Raw genomic sequence first — 21,607 nt, forward strand, 5'->3', positions numbered from 1 at the left:
CCGAAGGACGTCGAGCTCGCCGCATAACCCCAGCACCCCGAACCACACCACACCCGACAGGGGCGCCTTGACGAAGGACATAGAGGCACCCCCCCCGCCGCCGCGGGCGCCTTGTATTCGCTGCCTGTGTTAGGAAAGTGGTCACGGGCCGTGAGCTGGCCCGCTGCTGCGTTTATAGAAAACAGACACGAACACGTCCGCGCGAAGGAGCAGAACCAACAGGAGTATCACTGGACTGCCTGCCCCTTTTCAGCTAGCACGATGTCAGCCGCCGAGTTCGCGGTGATCAGTGCGATGGCGAATTCGGGCAGCCGGGCCCTTCCTTTCGCGACCGCGGACTGCTCGATCAGTGCGTAGCGTTCCGTAAATGGGTAGGACGGGTTGATCCGGCGGCGGAACCTGCCTGTTGTACCCCCGTTTTGGGGCGCACGGCTGGTGAACCAGCTGGTGAGAGGTGCTGCTGCACGCTGCCCATACCTGACGGTTGCCCAGTGATCACCTTCTTCTGTCGTTCTTCTGCCGGTAGTAATCCGATGCAGGTCCGGTGCCGGCTTGGTCGACTGGGGAGAGAAAGCGGAATTCCCCCGTTCGGCCGATCCGCTTGGGGTTTGAGCTGCGGTGACAACGATGTACACGGGGGTGCGTCAACTACGCTGCGGCGAGGCAGGCTTGACGGAGGGCGATGCTGGGCGTTTCATTCGGGGCGAAGCGCCGGCCTCTTCTGCCACAGGCCCTGAGCGTCTGCCGTCAGACGCTTCTTCGGCGCCTTCCGTCTCATCGCACAGACCGTGGGAGCGCCCTCTGAGGGTGACCCGTGTCTTCTCGTTGGTTCGATCCCCCTGTACGGCGATCGGACTGCCGGTTGCCTGAAGCGAGTCGCTCCCCACGGCCCCAGTCGACAGGAGTGATCATGAACGATTCCCAGCGGCCTCAGCAGGAGGCACCTTCCGGTCTCGACCGCCGGGGGGTGATGCGCGGGGCGACGCAGCTGGGCCTCGCGGGCCTCGCCGCGGGTGTGGTCCTGGGTGCTGCGGAGCCGGCTGTTGCGGCTGCGCCGCGCCGGGACGAAGCGGTGGCCGAGGCGCCCGCCGAGGCGGCCGGCCCGCACGAGCCGTTGGTGGTGCACGTGCGCGACGCCTCTACGGGCGAACTGGACTTCTTCCACGGAGAGCGGCATCACCACGTAGTCGACCGGGGGTTGGCCGCGGCGCTGCTGCGTCACACGCGCTGACCGGACGACACCCCCCACTCACCGAGCAGCTGATGCTGCCCGCGCAACGCACCCATCGACACAAGTGAGGTTTTGATGTCCTCCCACCGTGAAGCCCCGGAGATCTCCAAGGACCCGGTCGCCGACAGCACCGACGTGTACGCATTCGTCAGCCCCGACGCTCCCGAGACCGTCACGCTGATCGCCAACTACATCCCGCTGCAGAACCCCGCGGGCGGCCCGAACTTCTACGAGTTCGGCGACGACGTGCTCTACGAGATCCACATCGACAACGACGGCGACGGCCGCGCGGACGTCACCTACCAGTTCGAGTTCACCACCAAGCTGCGGCACCCCGACAGCTTCCTCTACAACACCGGGCCCATCCTCAGCCTGGACTCACCGAACTGGAACCGCTACCAGACCTACACCCTCACCCGCTGCGACAGCAGCGGCCGACGCTCGGTGCTGGGCCGCCACCTGACCTGCCCGCCCTGCAACATCGGCCCGCTGTCCACCCCGAACTACCAGCGGCTGGCCCAGCAGGCGGTCCACACCCTGGGCAAGCACCGCACCGTATTCGCCGGACAGCGCGCCGAGGGCTTCTACGTCGACCTGGGCGCCATCTTCGACCTCGGCACCCTGCGCCCCTTCCAGAACCTGCACAACCAGTTCGGAATGAGCGTCTTCACCCAGCCCGCCGACGGCGTCAACACCACCAAGGAACTCAACGTCCACTCCCTCGCCATCCAGGTGCCCGTCACCGACCTCACCCACCAAGGGCGCCGGATCCGGGACGTCACCGACCCGCACGCCACCATCGGCGTATGGACATCCGCAAGCCGCCGCCGCGCCCGCGTCATCGAACCCCGCCACGGCCGGGACCTCGAGACCGGCCCCTACACCCAGGTCTCCCGCCTCGGAAACCCCCTCTTCAACGAAGTCCTGGTCCCACTCGGCCACAAGGACGAGTGGAACGCCCTGCCCCCAGCCGACGACAAACGCTTCGCCACCTACGTCGCCCACCCCGAACTCGCCAAACTGCTGCCGACCCTCTACCCCGGCGTCTTCCCCCACCTGGACGCCTACAACAAGTCCGGCAAGCCCCGGGCCGACCTGCTCGCCATCCTGCTCACCGGCATCCCGGCGGGCGTCGTCCCTGGCTTCCAGAACTACACCGGCCCCACCCAGGCCGACATGATCCGCCTCAACACCGCCATCCCCCCGGCCAGGAAACCCAACATCCTCGGCCTCATCGGCGGCGACCCGGCCGGCTTCCCCAACGGCCGCCGCGTCTACGACGACGTCGTCACCGTCGAACTGCGCGCCCTCGCCGGCGCGACTCTGCCTCTCGTCGACAAGAGCTTCACTCCGGACGCGGCAGCAGCCAAGGTGACCGACGGCCTCACCCCCGCCGACGTCACCAACCCCTACCTGAACTCCTTCCCCTACCTCGGCGTCCCCTACGACGGCTACCACCACCCCGCCTCCTGACCCCCACCCGACCGGCGGGGCCGCCCCTCCCGGCAACGGCGGCCCCGCCACCACCCCGAGCGAAAAGAACCCCGCATGCACCAGCACACCTCCCACCCCTCCACCCAGGGCAGCGTCGTCCTGGACATCGGCGAGGACACCGCCGCGCTCATCATCCACACAGCCCCCGACCACAACGGACTCGAAATCCACGTCAGCCCCGTCGACCGGCCCGAGCAGCGCACCCACGCCGCCGTACGTCCGCGCCACCTCGCAGACCGCACCATCCACTGCGTCCTCATCCACCCCCTGCCCGCCGGCACCTACACCGTCTGGAAGAACGACGGCACCGCCCACGGATCCGTCACGCTCACCGGCGGAGGCGTCACCGAATACCACTGGTAACACGCGCCTCCACCAATGACTCATGCGCTACACGTCACCGGCTGTACCTGGCGATGGCCCTGCAGTTGCTGCTGCCGGCGGATGTTCGGAAGGCCCGCTCCATCCGCAGGAACAGCTACGCCATGTCAGACGACAGCGCATGAAGCGGCCAGTCCGATCGGCAAACGCCCTTATAGATCTCTTCGTCATGCCATGAGCTGGAGAACCGCTGCTCCATGAACCCCGATCGCTCTCACGTGACAGCTCCGGCGAATGCCTTCCTTCCCGTGCCCGGCTGCTGGATCTGCGCCCTCCTGGCGGCTGTCGCTCACTCAGCGTGGAGCGGCAAGGGTGGCCTGACGCTGCGCGACTGGCTGTCGGTGACAGCCAGCGGCATGCACCACCGCATGACGGACCACGGACTGTCTGCCGCGTGCCTAGCCCCAACTCAGCCGCAATGAGTCTCCCCGATACACCCGGGCGATCAGTGGGTCATCCCCATTCCGCTGTCCGCATCGGACTGCGGGGAGACTCACCTGATGGGTAACGTGAAGGAGGGCTCTTCGCCCCAGATCCTGGAGCTTTCAACCGTGTGGGAGTGAGGAGGAGCGGAGAGCAGCTGTCCCCGCTCAAGGACCGTCACATCACACCTGGGCCGCAACCTGTTCAACATCACTGCCAGCGGCCCCGGCCGTGCTTCCACGATGGTGGCCGAGTGCCGAGGCGGCGATCTGGAGAGCTGGCTCGCCAGCGCCGAGGCCACCGGGATGAAGTCGCTGCAGAGCCTGGCCCGTGGCCTACGGCAGGACTTCGACGCCGTCACCGCCGACCTCACCCTGGAATGGAGCTCCGGCAAGGTCGAGGGCAATGTAAATCGGGCGAAACGGATCAAGAGGGACGGGTACGGTCGCGCCGGGTTCGACCTCCTTCGCCTGCAGATACTTCTCGCCGACTGAAGGACGTCACCCTCCGCAACCGCCCCACAGGAAGTGGATCAGAACCCCGGCGCTTCCTCACCAGAGCCGCCAACAGCGTCCTGGCGATCACGGAAGCGATGGCACACTGATGGCCCAACTCGCCCAGAGCGCCCGGGAGATCACCATATGAATGCCACCCTCGCCGCCGACACCCAGGGAGCCAACACGGATGGGGACCGTACCGGCGGCTGCCTGTGCGGCCGCATCCGTTTCACCACTCGGGGTCCGGCAGTCTTTGCCCACACCTGTGCCTGTCCCCACTGTCAGAAGCTCGGCGGCACACCAGTGATGTGGTGGGTGGGCTTCGAGACGGTCATCTGGACCGGTGAGGGTGGCGAGCCAACCTGGTACGAGACCTTCGAAGGCGAGGCGAAGCGCGGCTTCTGCCCGACCTGCGGTAGCCGCGTCGCGGCGATTGACAGCGACATCCCGGAGATCGGCGTCAACGTCACCGCCCTCGACGACACCAGCGGCACGGACCTTGTGCCGATCCACGCGTCCTTCCGCAACAACGCCGTGCACTGGCTGCCCCCGGTGCCGGAGACTGAGCACAGCCCGGCCGATTGACCGCCCGTCCACTGGCCGGCGCCTCCACCCACACACTCGATGGTCCCGGTCTGATCACGCTCGGATCGGCTCGGAGTGTCCGAGGTGAATCAGCCCAGGCCCCGTAGATGATGAGGCATGGCGTGCGAGGAGAGCCGTGGGTGGGCTGAGACCGCCATCGCCGGATTGCACATCCGTGGCGATGGTGTCGCTGCGATACGCCTCCTCGGCTGGGAGGGCGTGCTGCCGCTCTCGGTGGTCAGGACGGTCGTGGTCGGGCCGCCGGCCAAGCCGGTCCCCGATGACGGGAAGACCCTGCTGGTGTGGATGGCTGGCAGCGCGACGTAGGCGGGGTCACTCGGAGGCTTCAGGCACCGCGTGGGTGAGTGGTTCAGGTCTGCGTGCAGGGCGGCGTGCAGTGCGGCGGCGAGTTCGCGGGCCCGCTGCTCGCCTTCGACGTCGTACAGCACGAAGTACACAGGCCCCGCCGAGGAGTCCGGGCGGATCTCGCGGGAGCGGATCAGTCGGATGACCGCGGCGCGGATGGCGTCGTACACCGAGTCGTCGACGGCATGCTGCGGGGCGGTCATCATGTCGGCCTTCACCGTCCACCGCTCCCCTTGCTGCTCGATGGCGGCGAACACGGCGTGCTGCTGCTTGGCCTGCCGCCGGCCCCCTGAATCCTGAAGCCGGGTGATGCGGGCGGTCAGGCGATGGTGGACTGCTGGCCGACTGGGAGGTCCAGGCCGTGAGCGGCGACCAGGTGGGCGCGGCCGTCGGCCAGGCGGTAGGACAGGCCCACGACGGCCGTCCGTCCGGCGGCGACCTGTTCGGCCAGTACCCGGGAGCGGTCGGTGAGCAGGCCGACGGTCGCGCGGACGTGCTCGGCGATGAAGTCCTGGTCGGTGCTGGCGCCGGCGGCACGGGCAGCCAGCACGCTCGGAGTGACCCGCTCGACGACGTCGCGCACGAATCCGTCCGCGGTGGTGCCCCCGTCCACCGCGGCCCGGGTGGCGGCGACTGCCCCGCACGCGTCGTGCCCGAGGACCGCCACCAATGGACAATCCAGCACACTCACCCCGTACTCGATGCTGCCCAAAACCTCCGGGCCCATCACATGACCGGCGGTGCGCACCACGAACAGATCACCCAGACCGCGGTCGAAGATGATCTCGGCGGCCAGGCGGGAGTCCGAACAGCCGAACAGGACAGCGAAAGGCTGCTGGCCGGGAGCGATCTCGGCGCGGCGGGCGGCGTCCTGGTTCGGGTGCTCGGGAGTGCCGACGGCGAACCGATCGTTGCCGGCCATCAGCATCTCGAAGGCTTCACTCGGGGTCGGAGTGGCAGTGTCAGTCATGGCGGCAGGGTAAAGCCCTGACCAAGTCCACCGCTCGGCGGGGGCCGCCGAGCGAGGCAGGCGGCCCCCAGGCGTGCCGGCGCAAGACGCCCGCGGCCGTAGTGATCTCGCAGGCCCTGGGCCACGCTTGACTTGCCTGACGCCGAGTTGCCGCGGATCACCACGAGGCGGGTGTTCTCACGGCCGGCCGCAGTTGCAGTGGACACGCGACGGTGTGCGCCGCTCGGTGTGCCGGTCATGCGGGCCAGCCCGTCTCTCTGTACAGCTCCCCGTTCTGGATCTTTCCGATGGCCACCCGGGTGTAGGGGACGAGGTCGTCGGGGAGGGCGGCGGGATCCCAGAATCTCCACTGGGTGCACTTGTCCGGCTCGAGCAGTTCCGGCTCGCCGCTCCAGGCACGGGCGCGGAAGAACAGGCCCATGCGAGGCCGGTCCCCGGCCTTGTCGATGTGGTGGACGACGTGGACAAGTTCGACATCCTGGCGCTCGATGTACAGGCCGGCTTCCTCCCGCGCCTCCCTGATCAGGCAGGTGATGGCGTTCTCCTGCTCGCAGTGGCCGGCCAGGACGTGCCAGGTGGACGGCGCGAACGTGGAGTCGGGGTGGCGCAGCCCGAGCAGCACCGTCCCGTCGGGGCGCTCCAGGTAGAGGTGGACGCCGATGACGTTGAGGACCGTGCCGTGCGGGGAGGCCGGGCGGCGCTCCTCGTTCGATGCGGCCCCGCTCGGCGACGCGGTGCAGGATGCGCCTACCGGGCGGCTGGCGGCGTGACGCCGTACGAGGTCGCTGGTGGTGGGCGCGATGCGCAGGCGGTGGAGGTCGCCGGGGGCGAACCAGGCCAGCATCACCCCTTCCGTCAGGTGGAGTTCGCGAGGATCGCCGTTCCAGCGGCCGGCGTAGATGGCGATGGGCACGGTCGTGCCGGCGCTGTCGGTTGCTTCCTCGGTGCCGAACGGGGTCAGGTCGGCGATGTGGAGGCCGGCTTCCTCGTCCAGTTCGCGCCGCACGGTGTGTTCCAGGGTGGCGTCCTTGGGCTCTCGGCCACCGCCCAGCAGTGACCACATGCCCGGCTCCCAGATCTGGCCGGGGAAGTAGTCGCGCAGGTGGAGCAGGTATTCGCCGCGGTCGTTGTAGATGAGGGCGGAGGCGTTGGCGGTCTCCGGTTCGGCTTCGTGCGGGAGCTTGAGCAGCTTCTCGCGCAGGGAGGGGGAGGTCACCCTGTCCACGGGCCGCCACTCGATGCCAGCGACTTCTTCTTCCTGCAGCACCACCGGCACTTCTGTCGCGGTGTGCAGACGGAAGAGGAAGCGGAGGTCGAAATGCTGGTGGCCGGGTTCGCCTTTGCCAGGGTGGGCGTCGATGTTGTGGACGTCGATGTCGAACGGCACGGTCTCGTAGCCGGGCCACGGTGCCACGGCCTGGGGTTGGATCCCGGTCTCCTCGTGCAGCTCCCGCAGAGCCGCCCCTGCCAGGGACTCGTCTTCGGGCTCGGTGTGTCCGCCGGGGGCGAGGACCTTCCCGCTCGCGAGGTGCAGCACGTGCAGGACGCGGCCGAGTGGGTCGACGACGATCGCGCCGCAGGTGACGTGTCCGGTGAAGGTGGAGCGGCTGGCGATGTCGGTGGGCCGGTCGAGGGCGTCCAGGAGGCCGCCGAGTTGTACTCGCTCGTGAGGGTGGCGGGCGAGGTAGGTCTCGACGGTGGTGCGGATGTGGTCGTGCGACAACGGCATAGGTGTACCTCAGAGGGAGCGGTGCGGGACGAGTCGAGGCGGGGTGGTCGTTCGTGTCAGCTCAGCCGCATCCCCTCCGTGGGGACTTCCTCGATCACGGCGCGAGGAGCGACAGGCAGGCCCCAGCGCTCCCGAGCTGTCTCCGCAGCGAGTCCGGCTTGCCGCGCTCCGGGCGGGCCCCATCCCAGCAGGGCGGCTGCCTGGGCGGGGGTGGCGAGCAGGCGGGCGAAAGGGCGGCCGGTGGCGGGGTCGACGGCCGCCGGCCCGATGCCGGTGACACGGGCGGCCAGGCGGAGCCGGGCGTTGGGCCCCACCCCGCCGTAGACCTCGCCGGTCTCATCCAGCACCCAGCCCAGTCGCACCGGATCGGTCAGAGTGAGCTGCGCTTCCTCGGCGGCTTCCCGGTGGAGGGTGCCCTCGGGCGTCGCGTCGGTCTTCTCCACGGTGCCGCCGGGCAGCATCGACAGCGCACCCCGGGGACCGGGGTCGGCAACGAGGACGACCCGGCCGTCGGGAACGAAGCACCACGCCCAGGCTTGCTGCACGGGGAGCGGCTCGGGGACGGGGCCGCGGTTGAGGGGGCTGTCCCACAGGGGCCGGTAGCGGACGTGGACGTTGTGCCGGTCCAGCGCCGGGACGTCGAGGATGTGCCGGCCGTCGGCGAGGTGGGCGGTGGCGGTGTTCCCGAGCCGGGCGCGGTAGGCGGCGAGCATGATCTGCCCGTCCACGGGGCGCAGCCGCTGCACCGCGTCCCGGGTCTCGAGAAAGGCGAACTCGGACAGCTCGTCGCGCGGCAGGCGGATCGCCGCGAGCTGGTCGGCGGTGAGGGTTCCTCCGTCGAAGACGTACCGGATCTCTCCGGGGCAGGGCATGCCGGGCCTGATGTCGGGGTGGTGCGGCGAGAGGGAGTGGATGGCGAGCACGCTCGACAGAGGCAGGTCCGCCAGGCCCAGTTCCTCGGTGATCTCGCGCCGGCAGGTGTCCAACGGATGCTCGCCGGGTTCGACGACGCCTCCGGGCAGCAGCCACCGGTCGTCCTGGTGGTAGGTGGGGTGGACCAGCAGGACGCGGCCGACCTGGTCGGTGACGATCACGGCGGCGCCGAGCCACACCGCGTGCCGGGACGCGGCCGTGCGCGCTGCCGGCAGGGCAGCCCGCGGTGCAACGTGATCCGAAGGAGAAACGGGAGAGGTCACGAGGCTCTGCCTTTCAGAATGGTGGGCGGGCGCATGTCCGGCGCGGACCGGGAGTGGTGATCAGGCAGTGTCGCCGCTCATCCGGCGCTGCAACTCCCACAAGGACTGGAAGAGACCCGGCTCCCGGGTGAGCTGGGCGTAGGTGCCCTCCTGCACGATCCGTCCCTCGTCCAGGACCACGATCCGGTCGGCGACGGCCACATTGGTGAGCCGATGCGTGATCAGCAGGACGGCGCGGTCCTTGGCCAGTTCGCGCAGGCCGGAAAAGATCCGGTGCTCCGCACGGGCGTCGAGGGCGGCCGTGGGTTCATCCATCACCAGGAGCGCCGCCTGCCGGTGGAAGGCGCGGGTGAGGACCAGTCGCTGCCACTGCCCGCCGGAGAGCTGCTGCCCGCCGAACCACTCGCTGGTCAGGAGGGTGTTCAGGCCGGAGCGGAGGTTGGGCAGCATCTCCGCGGCGCCGGACGCCTCGCACGCGGCGAGCAGGGCCGCGTCGCTGGTGTCGCCCTGCCCGAAGGTGATGTTGTCGCGCATCGTCAGCGGCAGGTAGGTGAACTTCTGCGGGACCAAGGCGACGTGCTCCCATGACCCCCATGGATCCAGGTCTGCCGTGGAGACGTGGTCCCAGGCCACCTCGCCTTCGGTGGGCAGGAGCAGCCCGCACAGCAGGCGGGAGAGGGTCGTTTTGCCGGAGCCGTTCTCCCCGACCAGCGCTACGATCTCGCCGCGGCGCACGTGGAGGGAGACGCCGCTCAGGCTGTCCTTCGGGGCGCCGTCGTAGCGGTAGGTGACGTCGCGGACCTCGAAGCGCTCCGGGACCGCGGGCAGGGCGGCGGTCCCGCGGGAGTCGATCATGGCCTGGCCGTGGGCGTTGTCGAGGAAGTTCTGCCAGTCCTGCACGTACCAGCCGGTGCGCACCAGGCGGGCCCCGCCGTTGATGATGCCGCGCACCGAGCCGGTGGCCGTCTGAAGGGCGAAGACGGCGCCGCCTCCGGCCGCCAGGCTCATCCGCCCGGAGGCCAGGAGCCACAGCAGTGCCGCCCACACCGCGGTCGAGGCGATCCCGCCGGCGACAGCTCCGGCAAGCCCCATCCAGGCACCCGTGTTCGCGGCCTTGCGTTCAGCCGCGTTGACCGAGGCGGCCAGCTTCCGGTACCGGCCGATCAGGAAGGGGCCGGCCAGGCAGGCGCGCATCTCCTCGCTGGACTCCATGTAGGCCATGTGCCAGCGCAGCTTGCCCAGCATCCGGCGCCTCCCGGAGGTCTCCAGGCTGGCGAGGTAGATCACGCGTGCGGAACGGACGTAGGCGGCGGCCTGTGGCAAGCAAGCGAGGAAGAGGAGGGGAAGGAGCAGCGGGTGCAGGACGGTCAGGATGGCCGCGCCGGCCGTGAGCGTCGCGGTCGCCGCGAGCACGTCCTGTGCTTCCTCTACCAGGTCAGGCGTGACCTGGGCGCCGCGGTCCGCGATGTCGTAGGCATCGTTGTAGCCGGGCTTGTTGTTGGCGGCCAGTTCCGCGCCGAGCGCCCCCTCGATCATCGTCAGCTCCGCTGCCCGGCCGAGCACCGGGCGCAGACGGCCAGTCAGCCAGACCACCGTGATGCCCAGCAGCGAACGCAGGCCGGTGGCCGCGGCGATGACGGCCAGCTGCGGGGCAGCGTCCCACAGCCGCTCGGTGATGTCGCCCGAGGAGATCAGCGCGGTGATCGTTCCCGTGACGGCCAGGAGGCCAAGGGCCGCGAGGACACCCGTCCCGATCTGGCACACCAGCAGTCCGATGGTCGCTCCGCGGTCGACCCGCCAGGCCATCTGCACCGAGCGCCGTACGAGCGAGGGCAGGCGCCGCGCCATGGTGCGGGAGGTCAGCAGGGATCCGGCCTGGCGCCGTGACTCGTCGCGGTAGAGGTATTCCTCCTCTCGAACACTGGCCCCCTGCGGTTCGTCGTCCTGCGAGGTGCCCTTCGGTGGTTGTGGCGGCTGATCCTGCGTAATGGCCGAGGTCATCGTTCCCCCTGGGACGGTCGCTGCGGCGGAGTCGTGAGGATCAACGACCCGGCAGCGATTTCGAACGCACGTCATTCGGTCGTGCTTGGGAGCCCGCTATTTCCGGTGCGAGGAGACCCTGCGGGTCCGGGATCCCTGGTCTGGTGGGGAGCGGCTCCGGGCCCGAAGTGGCCGAAACGCCGACACCGCCGTGCTGTGAGGGCATTGCGGCAGGTCATCCCGGTCGGCTCCCCGCTTGGCTGAGATCGGGCTCGGCTTCCAGCAGCCATTCCAGCTCTGTCTCGGCGTGGGCGACCGCGCCGGTCAGGGCCTCATGGTGATGCGCGGGCAGGGAGCCGGCTCCCAGTCCCGCCGCTGTGATCACCGCGCCGAGAGCGTCGGTCGGGCCGGTACTCAAGGCGGATGCGGCAACGGGATGGTGCAGTACGTCGCGTGCGGCGTAGGCGTCGAGTCGGGCGATGTCGACGAGGGCGTCGAGCATGGGGGCGGCGTGCCGCCCGGCGGGCTCCAGTTCGAGGGCAGATAGGCCCGTCCGGGCCTGGAAGGCGGCGGTCGATGGTTCGGGGTGGGCAAGGAGCAGGGTGGCTTCGCGCATCGTGTGGTCGAGGTCGGCTTCGACGACAGGTGTGTTTGCGGGACGGCAGTGGGCGTGCAGGAGGAGGGCGATGGCTCTCTCCCAGGGCTCCGTGGGCTGGGTGGTGTCGATCAGGTCGCGGGCCTGCTGGTCCAGCCCCTGCTCCATCAGGGCCATGATCTTGATCTGGCGGCCGTCAAGGAGCCGGTTGCCGATGCCGCGGTGCTGAGCCATGGCCTCGGCCGCGTCGGTCCACCGGCCGATGCGGGCGAGAGCGCGGGCGCCGTCCACGAGCAGAGTGACCCACAGCTCCTGGCACACTGTGCGGTGCTCCTCATCCGTAGCGGTCAGGGCCGACAGGTCGACGGTGCGTCCGTCGATCTCGGTCTTCCCCCGCTGCCGCGCGGCGTGGTTGAGGTGGACCAGCAGGTCGTAGGCGGCCTCGCCCTGTCCGTCGCGGGTCAGCAGCCGGGAGAGGTTGACCAGCGGCATCAGCGACATGACGGCGATCGGTCCGTTCAGGCATCCGGCGTCGGCGAAGACCTGGTGCTGGCGCCAGCACAGGTCGGTGGCCAGGTCGGGCAGGCCGACGTCGGAGGCGATGAGCGCGGCGTAGTTGAGGACCCCGCAGGCGCGGGCCACCAGGTCGTGGTGGCCCGCACCTGCGGGCGCGACGGTCAGCCCGGTGAGGTGGTTGATGCGCTCCTGAAGCGGGAGCGCGGGCGCCTTGGCGCGGCGGACCAGGGGGATGCGGCTGGCTATCGCGGGGATCATCGGTTCAGCCCTTGCGCGCCCAGTCGACGACGAGTCGGCTGTACGGCTTGTCGACGACGAAGCGCGGATCGTCCGCCGTCAGCCGGCCTCGCGAGTCCGCGACGGCCATCCGGAAGCCCGGCTCGGGGGCGTCGTTGCCGCCGCTCGCGTCCCAGGCGCGGATCTCGTTCACGACGCGCTCGGCGCCGCCCTCACCCTGGCCGATCACGCCAACCTCCCAGTACCGGCCCTTCTCGTCTTCGCCCTCCCGGATGGTCAGATATGCCAGCGACCCGGCGTCGAGGGCGGCCATGGAGCCCCAGCCGAAGTGCGGTGTGAAGCCAGGGCGTTGGCCCGGAAGCCGGGAGAGGCCGTTGGGGAGCACGCAGGCCAGGTACAGGTACAGCCACTCCCACGCGGAGCCCTGCCGGAACTTCACCCCGGTGTAGATCTTGGTCTGCTGCTGGTCGAGGACGGAGCGCAGGGCGTCGCGGTCCACGTCCTGCTCGCTGAATGTCTCCAGGCGCACGTTGCCCTCGCCGGCCATCGGCACGAGGGTGTAGACGTCGTCGCAGACGCCCTTGCGCAGCGGGATGAAGGTGGCCATCTCGCAGGAGACGGTCTTCCACGTGTCCCCGTCGCGTTCGAAGGCGAAGCTGCGGGAGATGCTGCCGCGGATGCGCATCGGCAGGACCAGGCGTCCGCCGGGTGCGAGCTGGTCGAGGATCTTCACGGGTACGTCACCGGCGCCGACGGTGAAGATGATCCGGTCGTAGGGGGCGTGCTCGGGCAGCCCGGCCGCGCCGTCGGCCATCACCGCGGTGGCGTTGTCGACGCCGGCCTCGGCGAGGTGCTTGCTCGCGCCGGCGACGAGGTCCTGGTCGACGTCGAGGGTCCACACCTGCCCGCCGGGGGAGACGATCTTGCCGAGGAGGGCGGCGTTGTAGCCGGTGGCGGCTCCGGCTTCCAGGACCTTGTGCCCGGGCTGGGCGCCGAGCTGTTCGAGCTGGGTGGCGACGATGGACGGCGCGGAGATGCAGGAGATCATCTCCCCGTGCTCGTCGTGCTTGATCGGGACCGCGTCCTCCTTGTACGCGGCTTCCAGGTCGACGCCGGGCAGGAAGGCGTGCCGGTCGGTGGTGCTGAAGGCGTCGATGGCCGCCTGGCTGCGCAGGTGGCCGCTGTCGACGAGCCGCTGGGCGAGGGCTTCGCGCAGCTGGTTGGGGTCGGTCACGGGTGTCACGGTGGTCTCCATTCGAGGGAGGCTAGGGTCCGCGGATGCGGACTTGCGGGTAGACACGTCAGCTCCTTCTCCGGTGGAGAAGGCGACGTGACGGCCGAGCCACGCGGTGGCGGCCTGCACGTCGGCTGGCACGCCCGCGCGGTTGAACGCGAAGATCGCGTGATGGGCGATGACGCCCCTCAGTCCGCGTATCAGTCGGCCGTCGGCGGCGAGTTGGCGCAGGCGACGGCCGGCGTCCTCGAACGCGGCGACGCGCTCGGCCCAGCCCGCTTCCGTGTCTGGACGCAGGGCCGCGTCCGCGTTCATCAGTCGCCGCATCGCGGAGACGGCTCTCTCCAGCGCGGGCGCCTGGGGCGGGGTAACGGGGGGCCGCAGGGCGGCCCACCGGGCCCATACGTCTCCGGCTTCGAACGGGTCCAGTCCCGCCTCGCGGATCATGGCGGACAGCAGCATCACGCTGCGCTCACGGGCGCCAGGGTTGCCGGTCTCGGTGAGCGCGGCTGGGCTGTCGGCGCAGAACAAGTCGTGCGCGACCTCCATGCCTTCGGGGCCGCCGAAGGCGTGCGTCTCCGGCTCGTAGATCCCGCCCGTCCAGCCGGTGACGACGCGGTCGGCGACGAGCTGGTCCAGCAGTTCGGTGGCGGGCTGTTCGGTGCGCAGGCGCACGCCGGCGTCCTTGCGCAGGAAGTGGAAGCGGCGCCCGGCCAGCGCGGTCGCCAGGGCCTGGGCGGCGTCCGCCTGCTGGTCGGGGAAGGCCACGGAAGCGTGCCACCAGGACGTGTCCGTGGGGATCGGCAGGTTCTCGTCGTCGAAAGTCATGAGGAGGGAACTCCTTGCGAGGCGGCGGGGGCGAGGTCAGGCGAGCAGGAGGACGCGGGTCCACCCGGTGGTGTCGGTGGCGGTCAGAGCGAGTTGGGCGCCGGCGCGGCCTTCCATGAATCCGGGTTTGGGCAGGTGCTCCCAGTCGGCGGCCAGCCGTCGGTGCAGGCCCTGGACGATGGGGGTGAAGCGTGCGGGAGCGGGGCTGTCGGCGGCGACCGCGCGGGTGAGGGTCAGCAGGCCGGCCCAGCCGTGGCAGAGGGTCGAGTCGGTGATGCGGGCGAGCCGCAGGGGGTCGGTCAGGATGGCTTCGACGGTGTCCTCAGCCGCTTGGCGCCGTGCGGGGTCGCCGAGGGCGAGCGCGGCGAGCTGTTGGGCGCGGGCGATGCCGGGCTGGCCGTAGCACCAGGACTGGCGAGCCGGTTCCGCTTCGGGCGGCTGGTCGGCGTCCAGGTGTGCCTCGGTGGACCAGTAGTGGGTGCCGTGCCGGTCGAGCCAGGTGGCGAATGTGCCGATGGCCTCCTCCTGTCCGGGGACGCTGACTCCGGCGCGCAGGGCGAGGGAGAGCACGGCCAGGGGCCCCGCGATGCCGTGGGCCATGCCGTTGTTGCCGTGTCCGCCGGTCATCTCCTTCCCGTCGGGGCCGACCGGCGACCACCACCCGGGCAGGATCCGGCCTTCACCGCGGGCGGCGTGTGCGAGCGCGACGAGACAGGCGAGCACGTCGGGCAGCCGGGTCGCGATCGGGCGGCGGGACAACAGCAGTGCGGCGAGCCCGGTCATGCCGCGGATGAGGTCCCATTCGGCGAGGTGGGGCAGAGCGCCGGCCGCCTGACGGCGGTGGGCGGCGGCGAGCCGGGCGTCCACGACGCGGTCGACGGCCGCGCGGACGTCGTCGCTGGCCCCGTGGGCGCGGGCCAGAACGAATTCCAGGGCGGGTGCGCCGTGGAAGAGGCTGGCGTTGCTGCCGGTGCTGACGCCCCGGACGGTGGCCTGGGTGAGGTGGCGGCGTGCGGTGGACAGGTCACGGCACTCGACGTCGAGCAGGGCCATCCCCAGAGCGCCCTCGGACAGGTCCTGCGTACGGGGCACGGTCGTCGTGGTCATGAGCGCCTGGCCAGGGGGACAACGATGCTGTGGGCCCGGCCACCGATCCACCCGTCGGCGTCCGGCGGGGGCGCGTCGTGCAGAGTGGCGATGCCGAAGGGGCTAGCGTCCAGGTACGCGCGCAGGAGGTCCAGGTCGACGTCGCGGGTGAGGTCGAGGGGCAGCTGCTGGTCGTCCTCGGCGAGCAGGACCTGCTCCGGCACCCGGAACCGGGCACGCCAGACATGGAGTTGGTCCGCCCACTGCTGGAGTGGGGCGGTGCGGGCAGGCAGCATATGGCTGCGGATCTTCCACCGGGCGGCGGTGAGGATGGTGCGCCGGTAGGTGAGTGCCGGGGTGAAGGGCAGGGTCCAGGCGGCGCCCCAGTCGAACCAGTTCACCTGCGGGGATGCGGCCCGGCTGATCTCGCCGAGGAAGCGGGCCATCGGCGGGGTGTAGTTGTTCCACAGGAAGTTGATGGCGGTGGGGGCCAGCAATTCCAGTCGCTTGCCCGTCGCGGACTCCACCAGCTGGGGACGGCCGTCGGCGACGGTGACCGACAGGTCGCGAGGGAAGAGGACGTGCGGTTCGGAGTGGCGGAATTCGCCGACGCTGACGACGCGGGGCAGGGCCTGCGGCGCGCGGGTGAGCAGGTCGGCCGGCACCCGCCCGGCGTGGAAGGAGAGCTGCGCGAGTTCCGCCTCCGGATCAACGGTGGGCAGGTTCGCGTACGCCTCCTCGGCGCCGGGGAACAGGTGCCAGAACCGACCGGTCATCGATCCGGCCGAGCGGGAGACGGTCAGAACGCGCAGCCGGAAGTCGCCCCGGTCCAGGGCCTGGACGGAGGAGGCGTGGACCTGTGCGGCCAGTTCGAGGTGGGGCGCCAGGTCTTGGGGCTTGTCGCCGGCCGCTGCTTCCAGTTCCTCGATCATCGCCCCGGTCAGCGCGATGGTGCGGCTGCCTTCGGCGGCGGCGGTGCCGGCCAGCTCCAGCAGCAGGCGGTCGCGCCTGGACATCGGCCGGGGCGGTTCGCTCGCCGTGACGAACCCTGCCGGGAAGCCGACGCCTCGGTTGGGATCTGTTGCTGCCTCCACCGGCACGTTGTTGTTCTCGCCGTAGTGCTCGGTGAACTGCTCGATCCACCGGCGCCAGGTCGGTGTCCCGTTCGGATGGGTGACCAGGCGGGCCAGGATGGTCGCCGCGGTCTCCGCTTCGGTCAGCACCTGCTCGGGCAGCCGCACGTCGGCGTCCAGCCGCAGGTCGTACGCTGCCCGCAGGCTGGCTGCCTGGGTGTGCGCCGCAGGCGGTAAGACGCTGGCGGCCTCGGCGATGGTGGCGGGCGCGCGCAGCGAGGAGCGCAGCAGCCGCACCCGCAACAGTTCACCGAGAAGCCGGTCGCGCGCCGTGTCGCTCACGGCGGGGAACTCCGCAGCCAGTTTGTCGGCCAACTGGCGATACGCGATTGGGGATCGGGCCAGGTCGAGTACGAGACGCAGCGCGGGGCTGAGGGCGAGGCGGAACTCGGCGTCGCCCTCGGACGGCACGTGGATGTGCTGGTCGCGCTGCCGGATAAGGGTGTTGACGCAGACCTCGGCGTCGGCCATGCGCGCGACGTCGCTCTCCCAGGCACTGAGCATCTCGTCGAGCTCGACCGGGTCGGGGCGGGTGACGGCCTGGTGTTCCTCGCCGAAGCGCACGGATGTTGCCTGGTCGAAGCCTAGCGGGGCAACACCGGCGAACAGGCCGTAGGGGGTGGAGCGGCGGGCGTAGCGGATCGCGTAGCGGGCGGTGGCCAGCGCTGCCCGGCGCACCCGGCGTACCTTCGGCGTGCGGCCGTCGATGATGGCCTGCACCTGCTCGACGAGGTGCGGGCTCGCCTGCGACACGGTCCGGCGAAAGTCGGTGTCAGACCACACCGTGTTCAGCCACGCGCGCCACTGCTCCACGGGCGCCGTGGATGCCGGCCAGGGCGGCATGGTGGGCTCTGTCGTGTGCGCCGCGGCGCGCAGCATGGCCTGCCCCGCACCCTGGTACAGGCTAGGCCGTTGCCGTGTCATCAGCGCTCTCCTCATCTTCTGGCGTGACGGGCGGGGGCGGGCCGGACGGGGAGAGCCCCGTCCGGCCCGCGCTGCCGGGGTGGCCCGGCTTACGAGGTGGTGCAGGCGCTGGGGCAGGAGCTGCCGCAGGTGTCGCCCGTGCTGCACATCAGGACCGTCTCGGTCGCCGGCGTGCCCTCGATGAAGGTGATGTCGAGCCCGAACGGGTCGGCGTCGGTCTTCACGAGGTCCGCCTGCGCGGGAGCGGCCGGCCTCTCGGCCTGGATGGCGGTCATGCATGCCTCCTAGGGGTGGTGGATGGTGCGGGTACCGGGGCCCGGTCGGGTCCCGGAGCTTGCTGCCAGACGGCGGTGGCCGGCGAAGTCGCCTGTGCCGTGGCGCCTGGGGGTGTGTGGTGCCGTCAGGCTGCTGCGGGCTGCGCCTGCGGGTGGTTCTTCGCGGCCTGGTCCAGCACCCTGGTGAAGTGCTCGGCCCGCTCGTCTCCCTCGGCCTCCCGGGCGCGGAGGTCGCCGAATCGGTGCCAGTAGCGTCGGCAGACGTCACTACTCATGACCATCGAGGCGAAGAACGGCAGATGCCCGTCGCGGACGAAGCCGAGGCGGTCGCGCAGGTTGAGTGTGCAGATGAGCTGGTTGGCCTTCAGCAGCTGCATGTACTCCTCGACGTCCATATCCTCGGGCTTCCACAGCTTGGCGAGGTCGGCGTTGGTGGACATCTGCGCCAGCCAGTCGAGCTGGTTCCGGGCGACGACCGCCTCGTTCCGCTCGGCCTGGTGCCGCGCGTCCTGCCTGAGCCGGGCGGCTCCGACCACGGCGGTGGTGAGGGAGAGGACTGCACCGGTAGCGAGGACGGCGGTGGTGAGCTTCATACGTCAACGTTCCTTTCGTAAAGCGGGGTTGTGGCCGGGCGTCCGGCTGGTGGAGATGCAGGGGCTCCGCTTCCTCATGCGGCCCCCGCGAGCACGACGGTCGGGGCGTCACCGGCGGAGCCGTCAGGGGTGTACCGGCGGCGCACTGTCCTCAGAGCGACGGCGATCGGTGGCAGTCCGACGGTGGCCCTTCGCTGGTCCAGTGATCCCGGTACGCGCAGCGGGCACAGCTCGACGCCGTCCGCGCGCAGGAGGAGCTGTGTTCCGTACTCCTGGTCGTGCCCGCTGTTGATCAGGGCGCGGTCGTGCAGGTGCGCCCAGTGCTGGATGAGCGCATCGTCGTCCCTGACCGCACGCTCCAACAGGGTGGTGGCGGCGCGCTGGAAGTCGGGTTCGTCGTCGCTGTGAAGGGCGATGCTCCAAGCGGCGCGAGCGGCGTCAGGGCCGACGAGGCGGTGGCCGGGCCAGTCGTGCTCGGCCAGGATGCGGCGCAGCACCTTGGTGTTGGCGTGGTCGGCATGCCGACCCTGGCCGAGTTGGACGGCATCGAGCTGGTTGCGCACTCGTTTGGCCCGGTGCGCGGCCGAGTCCGCTGCGCGGGCGATCAGCTCGCGGGCGAGGTCGGGCCGCTGGGGGCCGGCGGTCATCACGCGCTGTTCCGCTCGCTCGGGGGTGCCTGCGGCTCGTGGACGCGACAGCCGATCAGTGCGCTCAGCCCGGACCGGCGCTCGGCGGCGAGTTCGAGGCGGGCGACTCGGTCACCCTCTCGTCCTGTGCCGGAACCCCGTACATCCCAGCCCATGTCGGTGAGCCGAAGCAGAAGGGCGGCCACGGGTTCGGCTTCGAGGGCGTGCCGGGCCAGTGCCTCGGTCCGTACGAGCGGGAGGTCGAGCCGGGCCGGGGGCAGCGGCGTCCTCACCCTGGAAGTGCCCGATCCCGTCGCCGAACGGCTACTGAGCCCGGTGAGCAGCCTTCCGTGCAGTCCAGCCGCCGCGGCGCCGGATCTGCCCGAACGTGATCGCGGTCCGGGAAGGCGGCCGGGCATCGTTCGGCCGGGTGTCTTTGATGACACCCCGGTCTTCGACCGGCGCCCGGTCACCCTCGATCACATCCGTGCGCTGCGCACGCTTGGGCCCGGTGCCGACGAGCTTTACGTTGTCTTCTCGGCGAGCGGGGGAGCGGAAGTACTGCCTCTGGACACCGTCGAGAAGCGGCTGGCCAAGGGGTGGCTGGGCGTCCTCATCGCAGGGGCCCGTGACCTGCCCGGAAGCGTGTTTGGCCCGGAGGAGCCGGAACACAGTTCCGAGCCGGAGGCGGGTGAGGCCCAGCTGTCCGGCTGCGGCCAGGGCGTGCACGATCCGAATTTCGGCGAAGGTCTGGGCCTTGCCGAGGGCACACGCCGGACCCTCCGCCAGACCTATGCCACCGAAGACTGGAACCTGAATCTTCGCCTGCTGGCCCTGGCGCGCGGCGCGCACGACCTGCGAAGCCTGGATGCCGGACAGCCTGGCGGGCTGCCGGTGGAGGTATGGCACGGCCTGCTCACGGAGGACCGCCTCGACCTCCTGCCTTTCCAGCAGTCGGGCAGCGAGCGGTGGCGAAGTGGCAGCGGCCTCCCTCTGGGGCCCCTGGCCGCAGTCCAGCTCTACACCACCAACGCCAGCCCTCTGGTCGAGGGCAAGGGCCACTCGCCGCTGTGCCGGCACGCCCACGAACGCGCGGTTGTGGCTGGCGACGACCTCCTCACGGTCGCTGACCTCATGGCCCGCGCCGACTTCGACTGGTGCAGCAAGTGTGGTGGCTACGCCATGCGCAGGCTCAGCGACACCCAACTGTCCTACTATCGTGCGGCTCATCGATTGCACGAGATAAAGAGGCGACTCGACCGCGGGAGTGGCATTCCCGACACCGAGACCTCCACGGTGATCGCCCGCCTGGACGAACTGGCGGCCTGGCAGCCGGTCGATGAAGCAGAGTGGTGTGGCAGTGATTCCTGGCAATGGCAGGACACCATCCGCGAGCTAAGGCGGCGAGTCGCGAGATCTCACGCCATGACCGGCCCTGACGAACCCGCTTCCTGATCCGGCGGCGGCCCTCGAACGGGTGTGACGGAGGCCCTGTCGGCGATGACACAAGCGTCTCCTCCAACTAGGCAGAGTGATCAACGACGTTGACTTGGGGACCAGTTCTGGAGACCAGTGTTCGATGCACAGATCTGCCTCGAAGTGAGGGCGGCGACGACCAGAGTAAAGAGGGAATGTGCCCCAAGGCCGAAATCAGAGATGGCGGTTAACGTAAGTTGATGGGCACTACCACTCTGGCGCGCTGAGGCACGGTGGTGGTCGACGGCAGGGACACCCATGGCGAAGCTCCAGCTACCGTGCTCGTCGGCGCTGATCAGCTAAGGGCAGTGGGCGCCGAGCTGGTGATGCTGGGTGTCCCTGCAGCCGCGGCGGCAGATGCGGCCGCGGTCGATCCGGCTGTGCACGGGTATCGCGTCCAGGAAGTGAATGGGAGTGGATTTTGCCGCGTGAGAGCGCGGGACGGTCACGCCACCTTCGAGTGTTTGGAAACCGAACCGGTCGTGGTGGTCGTCCTCTGAGGCGGCTGAGGATCGCAACGTGAGCAGCATGTAGAACGGGTATGTGGCGCTCGCGTACGGCGGTTGCCCTCGAGGGCAACCGAGGATCGCAACCGTGAGTACCGCAAGGCCGAATAGAGGCAGCACAGGGTAGCGGTCGCCCACCGGGTCGACCGAGGACCGCAGCAAGCTTCGGCACGACGTCGTGTTCACCATCTCCCGATGGGGGTCGCCCTCTGGGCTGACCGTGTGTGGCAACACCGACACCGACGGTTGTCCCACCGGCATCGTCGGTAGCGGCGGTCGTCTTCCGGGGCGGCCGAGAATCGCAATAAATGGATGGGCGGCGGGATCGCGGCCATCCACCTGGTGGGGCGACCGGCGTTTGCAACTTCGTCCTTCAGCTGGGCGGCCAGCCGATCATCTTGTGGAGGCCGACTTCCGTGACGACCGAGGGGCGTAACAGGGTGCGCGAAGTCAGTCTGACCGCCTCCATGGTGATTCTCGGTCGCCCTTCGGGACGACCGAGAATCACCAACAGCACCATCAGTAGCGGCCCGAGCCGGCGGTGGAGCGGTAGGTGTCAGTTTGGCGAGAGCGCGGCGAGGTCTGGGGCCCGTTACAGAGTTGTACGGGGACGGCGTGGGGACCAGTTGGGGACCATACGGTGTGCGCGATGGTGCACGACGGAGTCTGTTACGCATCTTATCCGCCCCGATTAAGTCTGTTATATCCAGAAAATACCTGTGACCC

Annotated in this window: 19 protein-coding genes; 6 read left to right on the forward strand and 13 right to left on the reverse strand. The window is 69.9% G+C overall.

The features are described 5' to 3' along the window. The first annotated feature begins 910 nt into the window (after nucleotides 1-910). From ACGFYV_RS14160 to ACGFYV_RS14180, 5 genes are all read left to right on the forward strand, one after another. Nucleotides 911-1,231 carry a hypothetical protein gene (locus ACGFYV_RS14160; protein ID WP_393878645.1) on the forward strand — a complete coding sequence of 107 codons (321 nt, stop codon included), beginning with the start codon at nucleotides 911-913 and terminating at the stop codon, nucleotides 1,229-1,231. A 75-nt stretch (nucleotides 1,232-1,306) separates the two neighbouring features. Then, nucleotides 1,307-2,704 carry a DUF4331 domain-containing protein gene (locus tag ACGFYV_RS14165; protein ID WP_393878646.1) on the forward strand — a complete coding sequence of 466 codons (1,398 nt, stop codon included), beginning with the start codon at nucleotides 1,307-1,309 and terminating at the stop codon, nucleotides 2,702-2,704. A 75-nt stretch (nucleotides 2,705-2,779) separates the two neighbouring features. Continuing rightward, nucleotides 2,780-3,088, forward strand: a complete 309-nt coding sequence (locus tag ACGFYV_RS14170; RefSeq protein ID WP_393878647.1) for a hypothetical protein — start codon at nucleotides 2,780-2,782, stop codon at nucleotides 3,086-3,088. A gap of 683 nt (nucleotides 3,089-3,771) precedes the next feature. Then, a complete protein-coding gene (locus tag ACGFYV_RS14175; RefSeq protein WP_393878648.1) occupies nucleotides 3,772-4,023 on the forward strand; it encodes a transposase in 252 nt (83 codons plus the stop codon). A 147-nt stretch (nucleotides 4,024-4,170) separates the two neighbouring features. Further along, on the forward strand, nucleotides 4,171-4,611 hold the full coding sequence (locus ACGFYV_RS14180) for a GFA family protein (protein ID WP_393878649.1): 441 nt from the start codon (nucleotides 4,171-4,173) through the stop codon (nucleotides 4,609-4,611). 89 nt (nucleotides 4,612-4,700) lie between these two features. Here ACGFYV_RS14180 and ACGFYV_RS14185 read toward each other — a convergent pair whose 3' ends face one another. The 13 genes from ACGFYV_RS14185 to ACGFYV_RS14245 all read right to left on the reverse strand — a co-directional run bounded on the left by ACGFYV_RS14185 (nucleotide 4,701) and on the right by ACGFYV_RS14245 (nucleotide 19,192). Beyond that, nucleotides 4,701-5,234, reverse strand: a complete 534-nt coding sequence (locus tag ACGFYV_RS14185) for a hypothetical protein (protein WP_393878650.1) — start codon at nucleotides 5,232-5,234, stop codon at nucleotides 4,701-4,703. Between the two features lie 62 nt (nucleotides 5,235-5,296). Further along, nucleotides 5,297-5,947 carry a carbonic anhydrase gene (locus tag ACGFYV_RS14190; protein ID WP_393878651.1) on the reverse strand — a complete coding sequence of 217 codons (651 nt, stop codon included), beginning with the start codon at nucleotides 5,945-5,947 and terminating at the stop codon, nucleotides 5,297-5,299. Nucleotides 5,948-6,182: 235 nt separating this feature from the next. After that, on the reverse strand, nucleotides 6,183-7,676 hold the full coding sequence (locus tag ACGFYV_RS14195; RefSeq protein ID WP_393878652.1) for an NUDIX domain-containing protein: 1,494 nt from the start codon (nucleotides 7,674-7,676) through the stop codon (nucleotides 6,183-6,185). 56 nt (nucleotides 7,677-7,732) lie between these two features. Next, nucleotides 7,733-8,872: an NUDIX domain-containing protein gene (locus ACGFYV_RS14200; protein WP_393878653.1), complete on the reverse strand. Its 1,140-nt coding sequence runs from the start codon at nucleotides 8,870-8,872 to the stop codon at nucleotides 7,733-7,735. Nucleotides 8,873-8,932: 60 nt separating this feature from the next. Next, nucleotides 8,933-10,873, reverse strand: coding sequence for an ATP-binding cassette domain-containing protein (locus tag ACGFYV_RS14205; protein WP_393878654.1), 1,941 nt, complete (start codon nucleotides 10,871-10,873; stop codon nucleotides 8,933-8,935). Between the two features lie 214 nt (nucleotides 10,874-11,087). After that, nucleotides 11,088-12,221 carry a hypothetical protein gene (locus ACGFYV_RS14210; RefSeq protein ID WP_393878655.1) on the reverse strand — a complete coding sequence of 378 codons (1,134 nt, stop codon included), beginning with the start codon at nucleotides 12,219-12,221 and terminating at the stop codon, nucleotides 11,088-11,090. 4 nt (nucleotides 12,222-12,225) lie between these two features. Beyond that, a complete protein-coding gene (gene fxlM / locus ACGFYV_RS14215; protein WP_393878656.1) occupies nucleotides 12,226-14,262 on the reverse strand; it encodes a methyltransferase, FxLD system in 2,037 nt (678 codons plus the stop codon). Nucleotides 14,263-14,298: 36 nt separating this feature from the next. Further along, nucleotides 14,299-15,369, reverse strand: coding sequence for a lanthionine synthetase C family protein (locus ACGFYV_RS14220; RefSeq protein ID WP_393878657.1), 1,071 nt, complete (start codon nucleotides 15,367-15,369; stop codon nucleotides 14,299-14,301). Next, entirely contained in the window at nucleotides 15,366-17,405 is a 2,040-nt protein-coding gene (locus ACGFYV_RS14225) for a lantibiotic dehydratase family protein (RefSeq protein WP_393878658.1), read from the reverse strand. Before ACGFYV_RS14225 ends, ACGFYV_RS14220 begins: the two co-directional genes overlap by 4 nt. A gap of 89 nt (nucleotides 17,406-17,494) precedes the next feature. Continuing rightward, a complete protein-coding gene (locus ACGFYV_RS14230) occupies nucleotides 17,495-17,680 on the reverse strand; it encodes an FxLD family lanthipeptide (RefSeq protein WP_067382251.1) in 186 nt (61 codons plus the stop codon). 125 nt (nucleotides 17,681-17,805) lie between these two features. Further along, nucleotides 17,806-18,273, reverse strand: a complete 468-nt coding sequence (locus ACGFYV_RS14235; RefSeq protein WP_393878659.1) for a DUF6082 family protein — start codon at nucleotides 18,271-18,273, stop codon at nucleotides 17,806-17,808. Nucleotides 18,274-18,347: 74 nt separating this feature from the next. Beyond that, a complete protein-coding gene (locus tag ACGFYV_RS14240; RefSeq protein ID WP_393878660.1) occupies nucleotides 18,348-18,923 on the reverse strand; it encodes a DUF6624 domain-containing protein in 576 nt (191 codons plus the stop codon). After that, nucleotides 18,920-19,192: a hypothetical protein gene (locus tag ACGFYV_RS14245; RefSeq protein ID WP_393878661.1), complete on the reverse strand. Its 273-nt coding sequence runs from the start codon at nucleotides 19,190-19,192 to the stop codon at nucleotides 18,920-18,922. The genes ACGFYV_RS14240 and ACGFYV_RS14245 overlap by 4 nt, the downstream gene beginning before the upstream one ends. Nucleotides 19,193-19,199: 7 nt before the next feature. Between ACGFYV_RS14245 and ACGFYV_RS14250 the strand changes: the two genes are divergently transcribed. Further along, nucleotides 19,200-20,354 carry a hypothetical protein gene (locus ACGFYV_RS14250; RefSeq protein ID WP_393878662.1) on the forward strand — a complete coding sequence of 385 codons (1,155 nt, stop codon included), beginning with the start codon at nucleotides 19,200-19,202 and terminating at the stop codon, nucleotides 20,352-20,354. Nucleotides 20,355-21,607: the final 1,253 nt, after the last annotated feature.

Origin of the sequence: Streptomyces sp. NPDC048297 (assembly GCF_043201585.1) — a bacterium.
Taxonomy (GTDB): Bacteria; Actinomycetota; Actinomycetes; order Streptomycetales; family Streptomycetaceae; genus Streptomyces.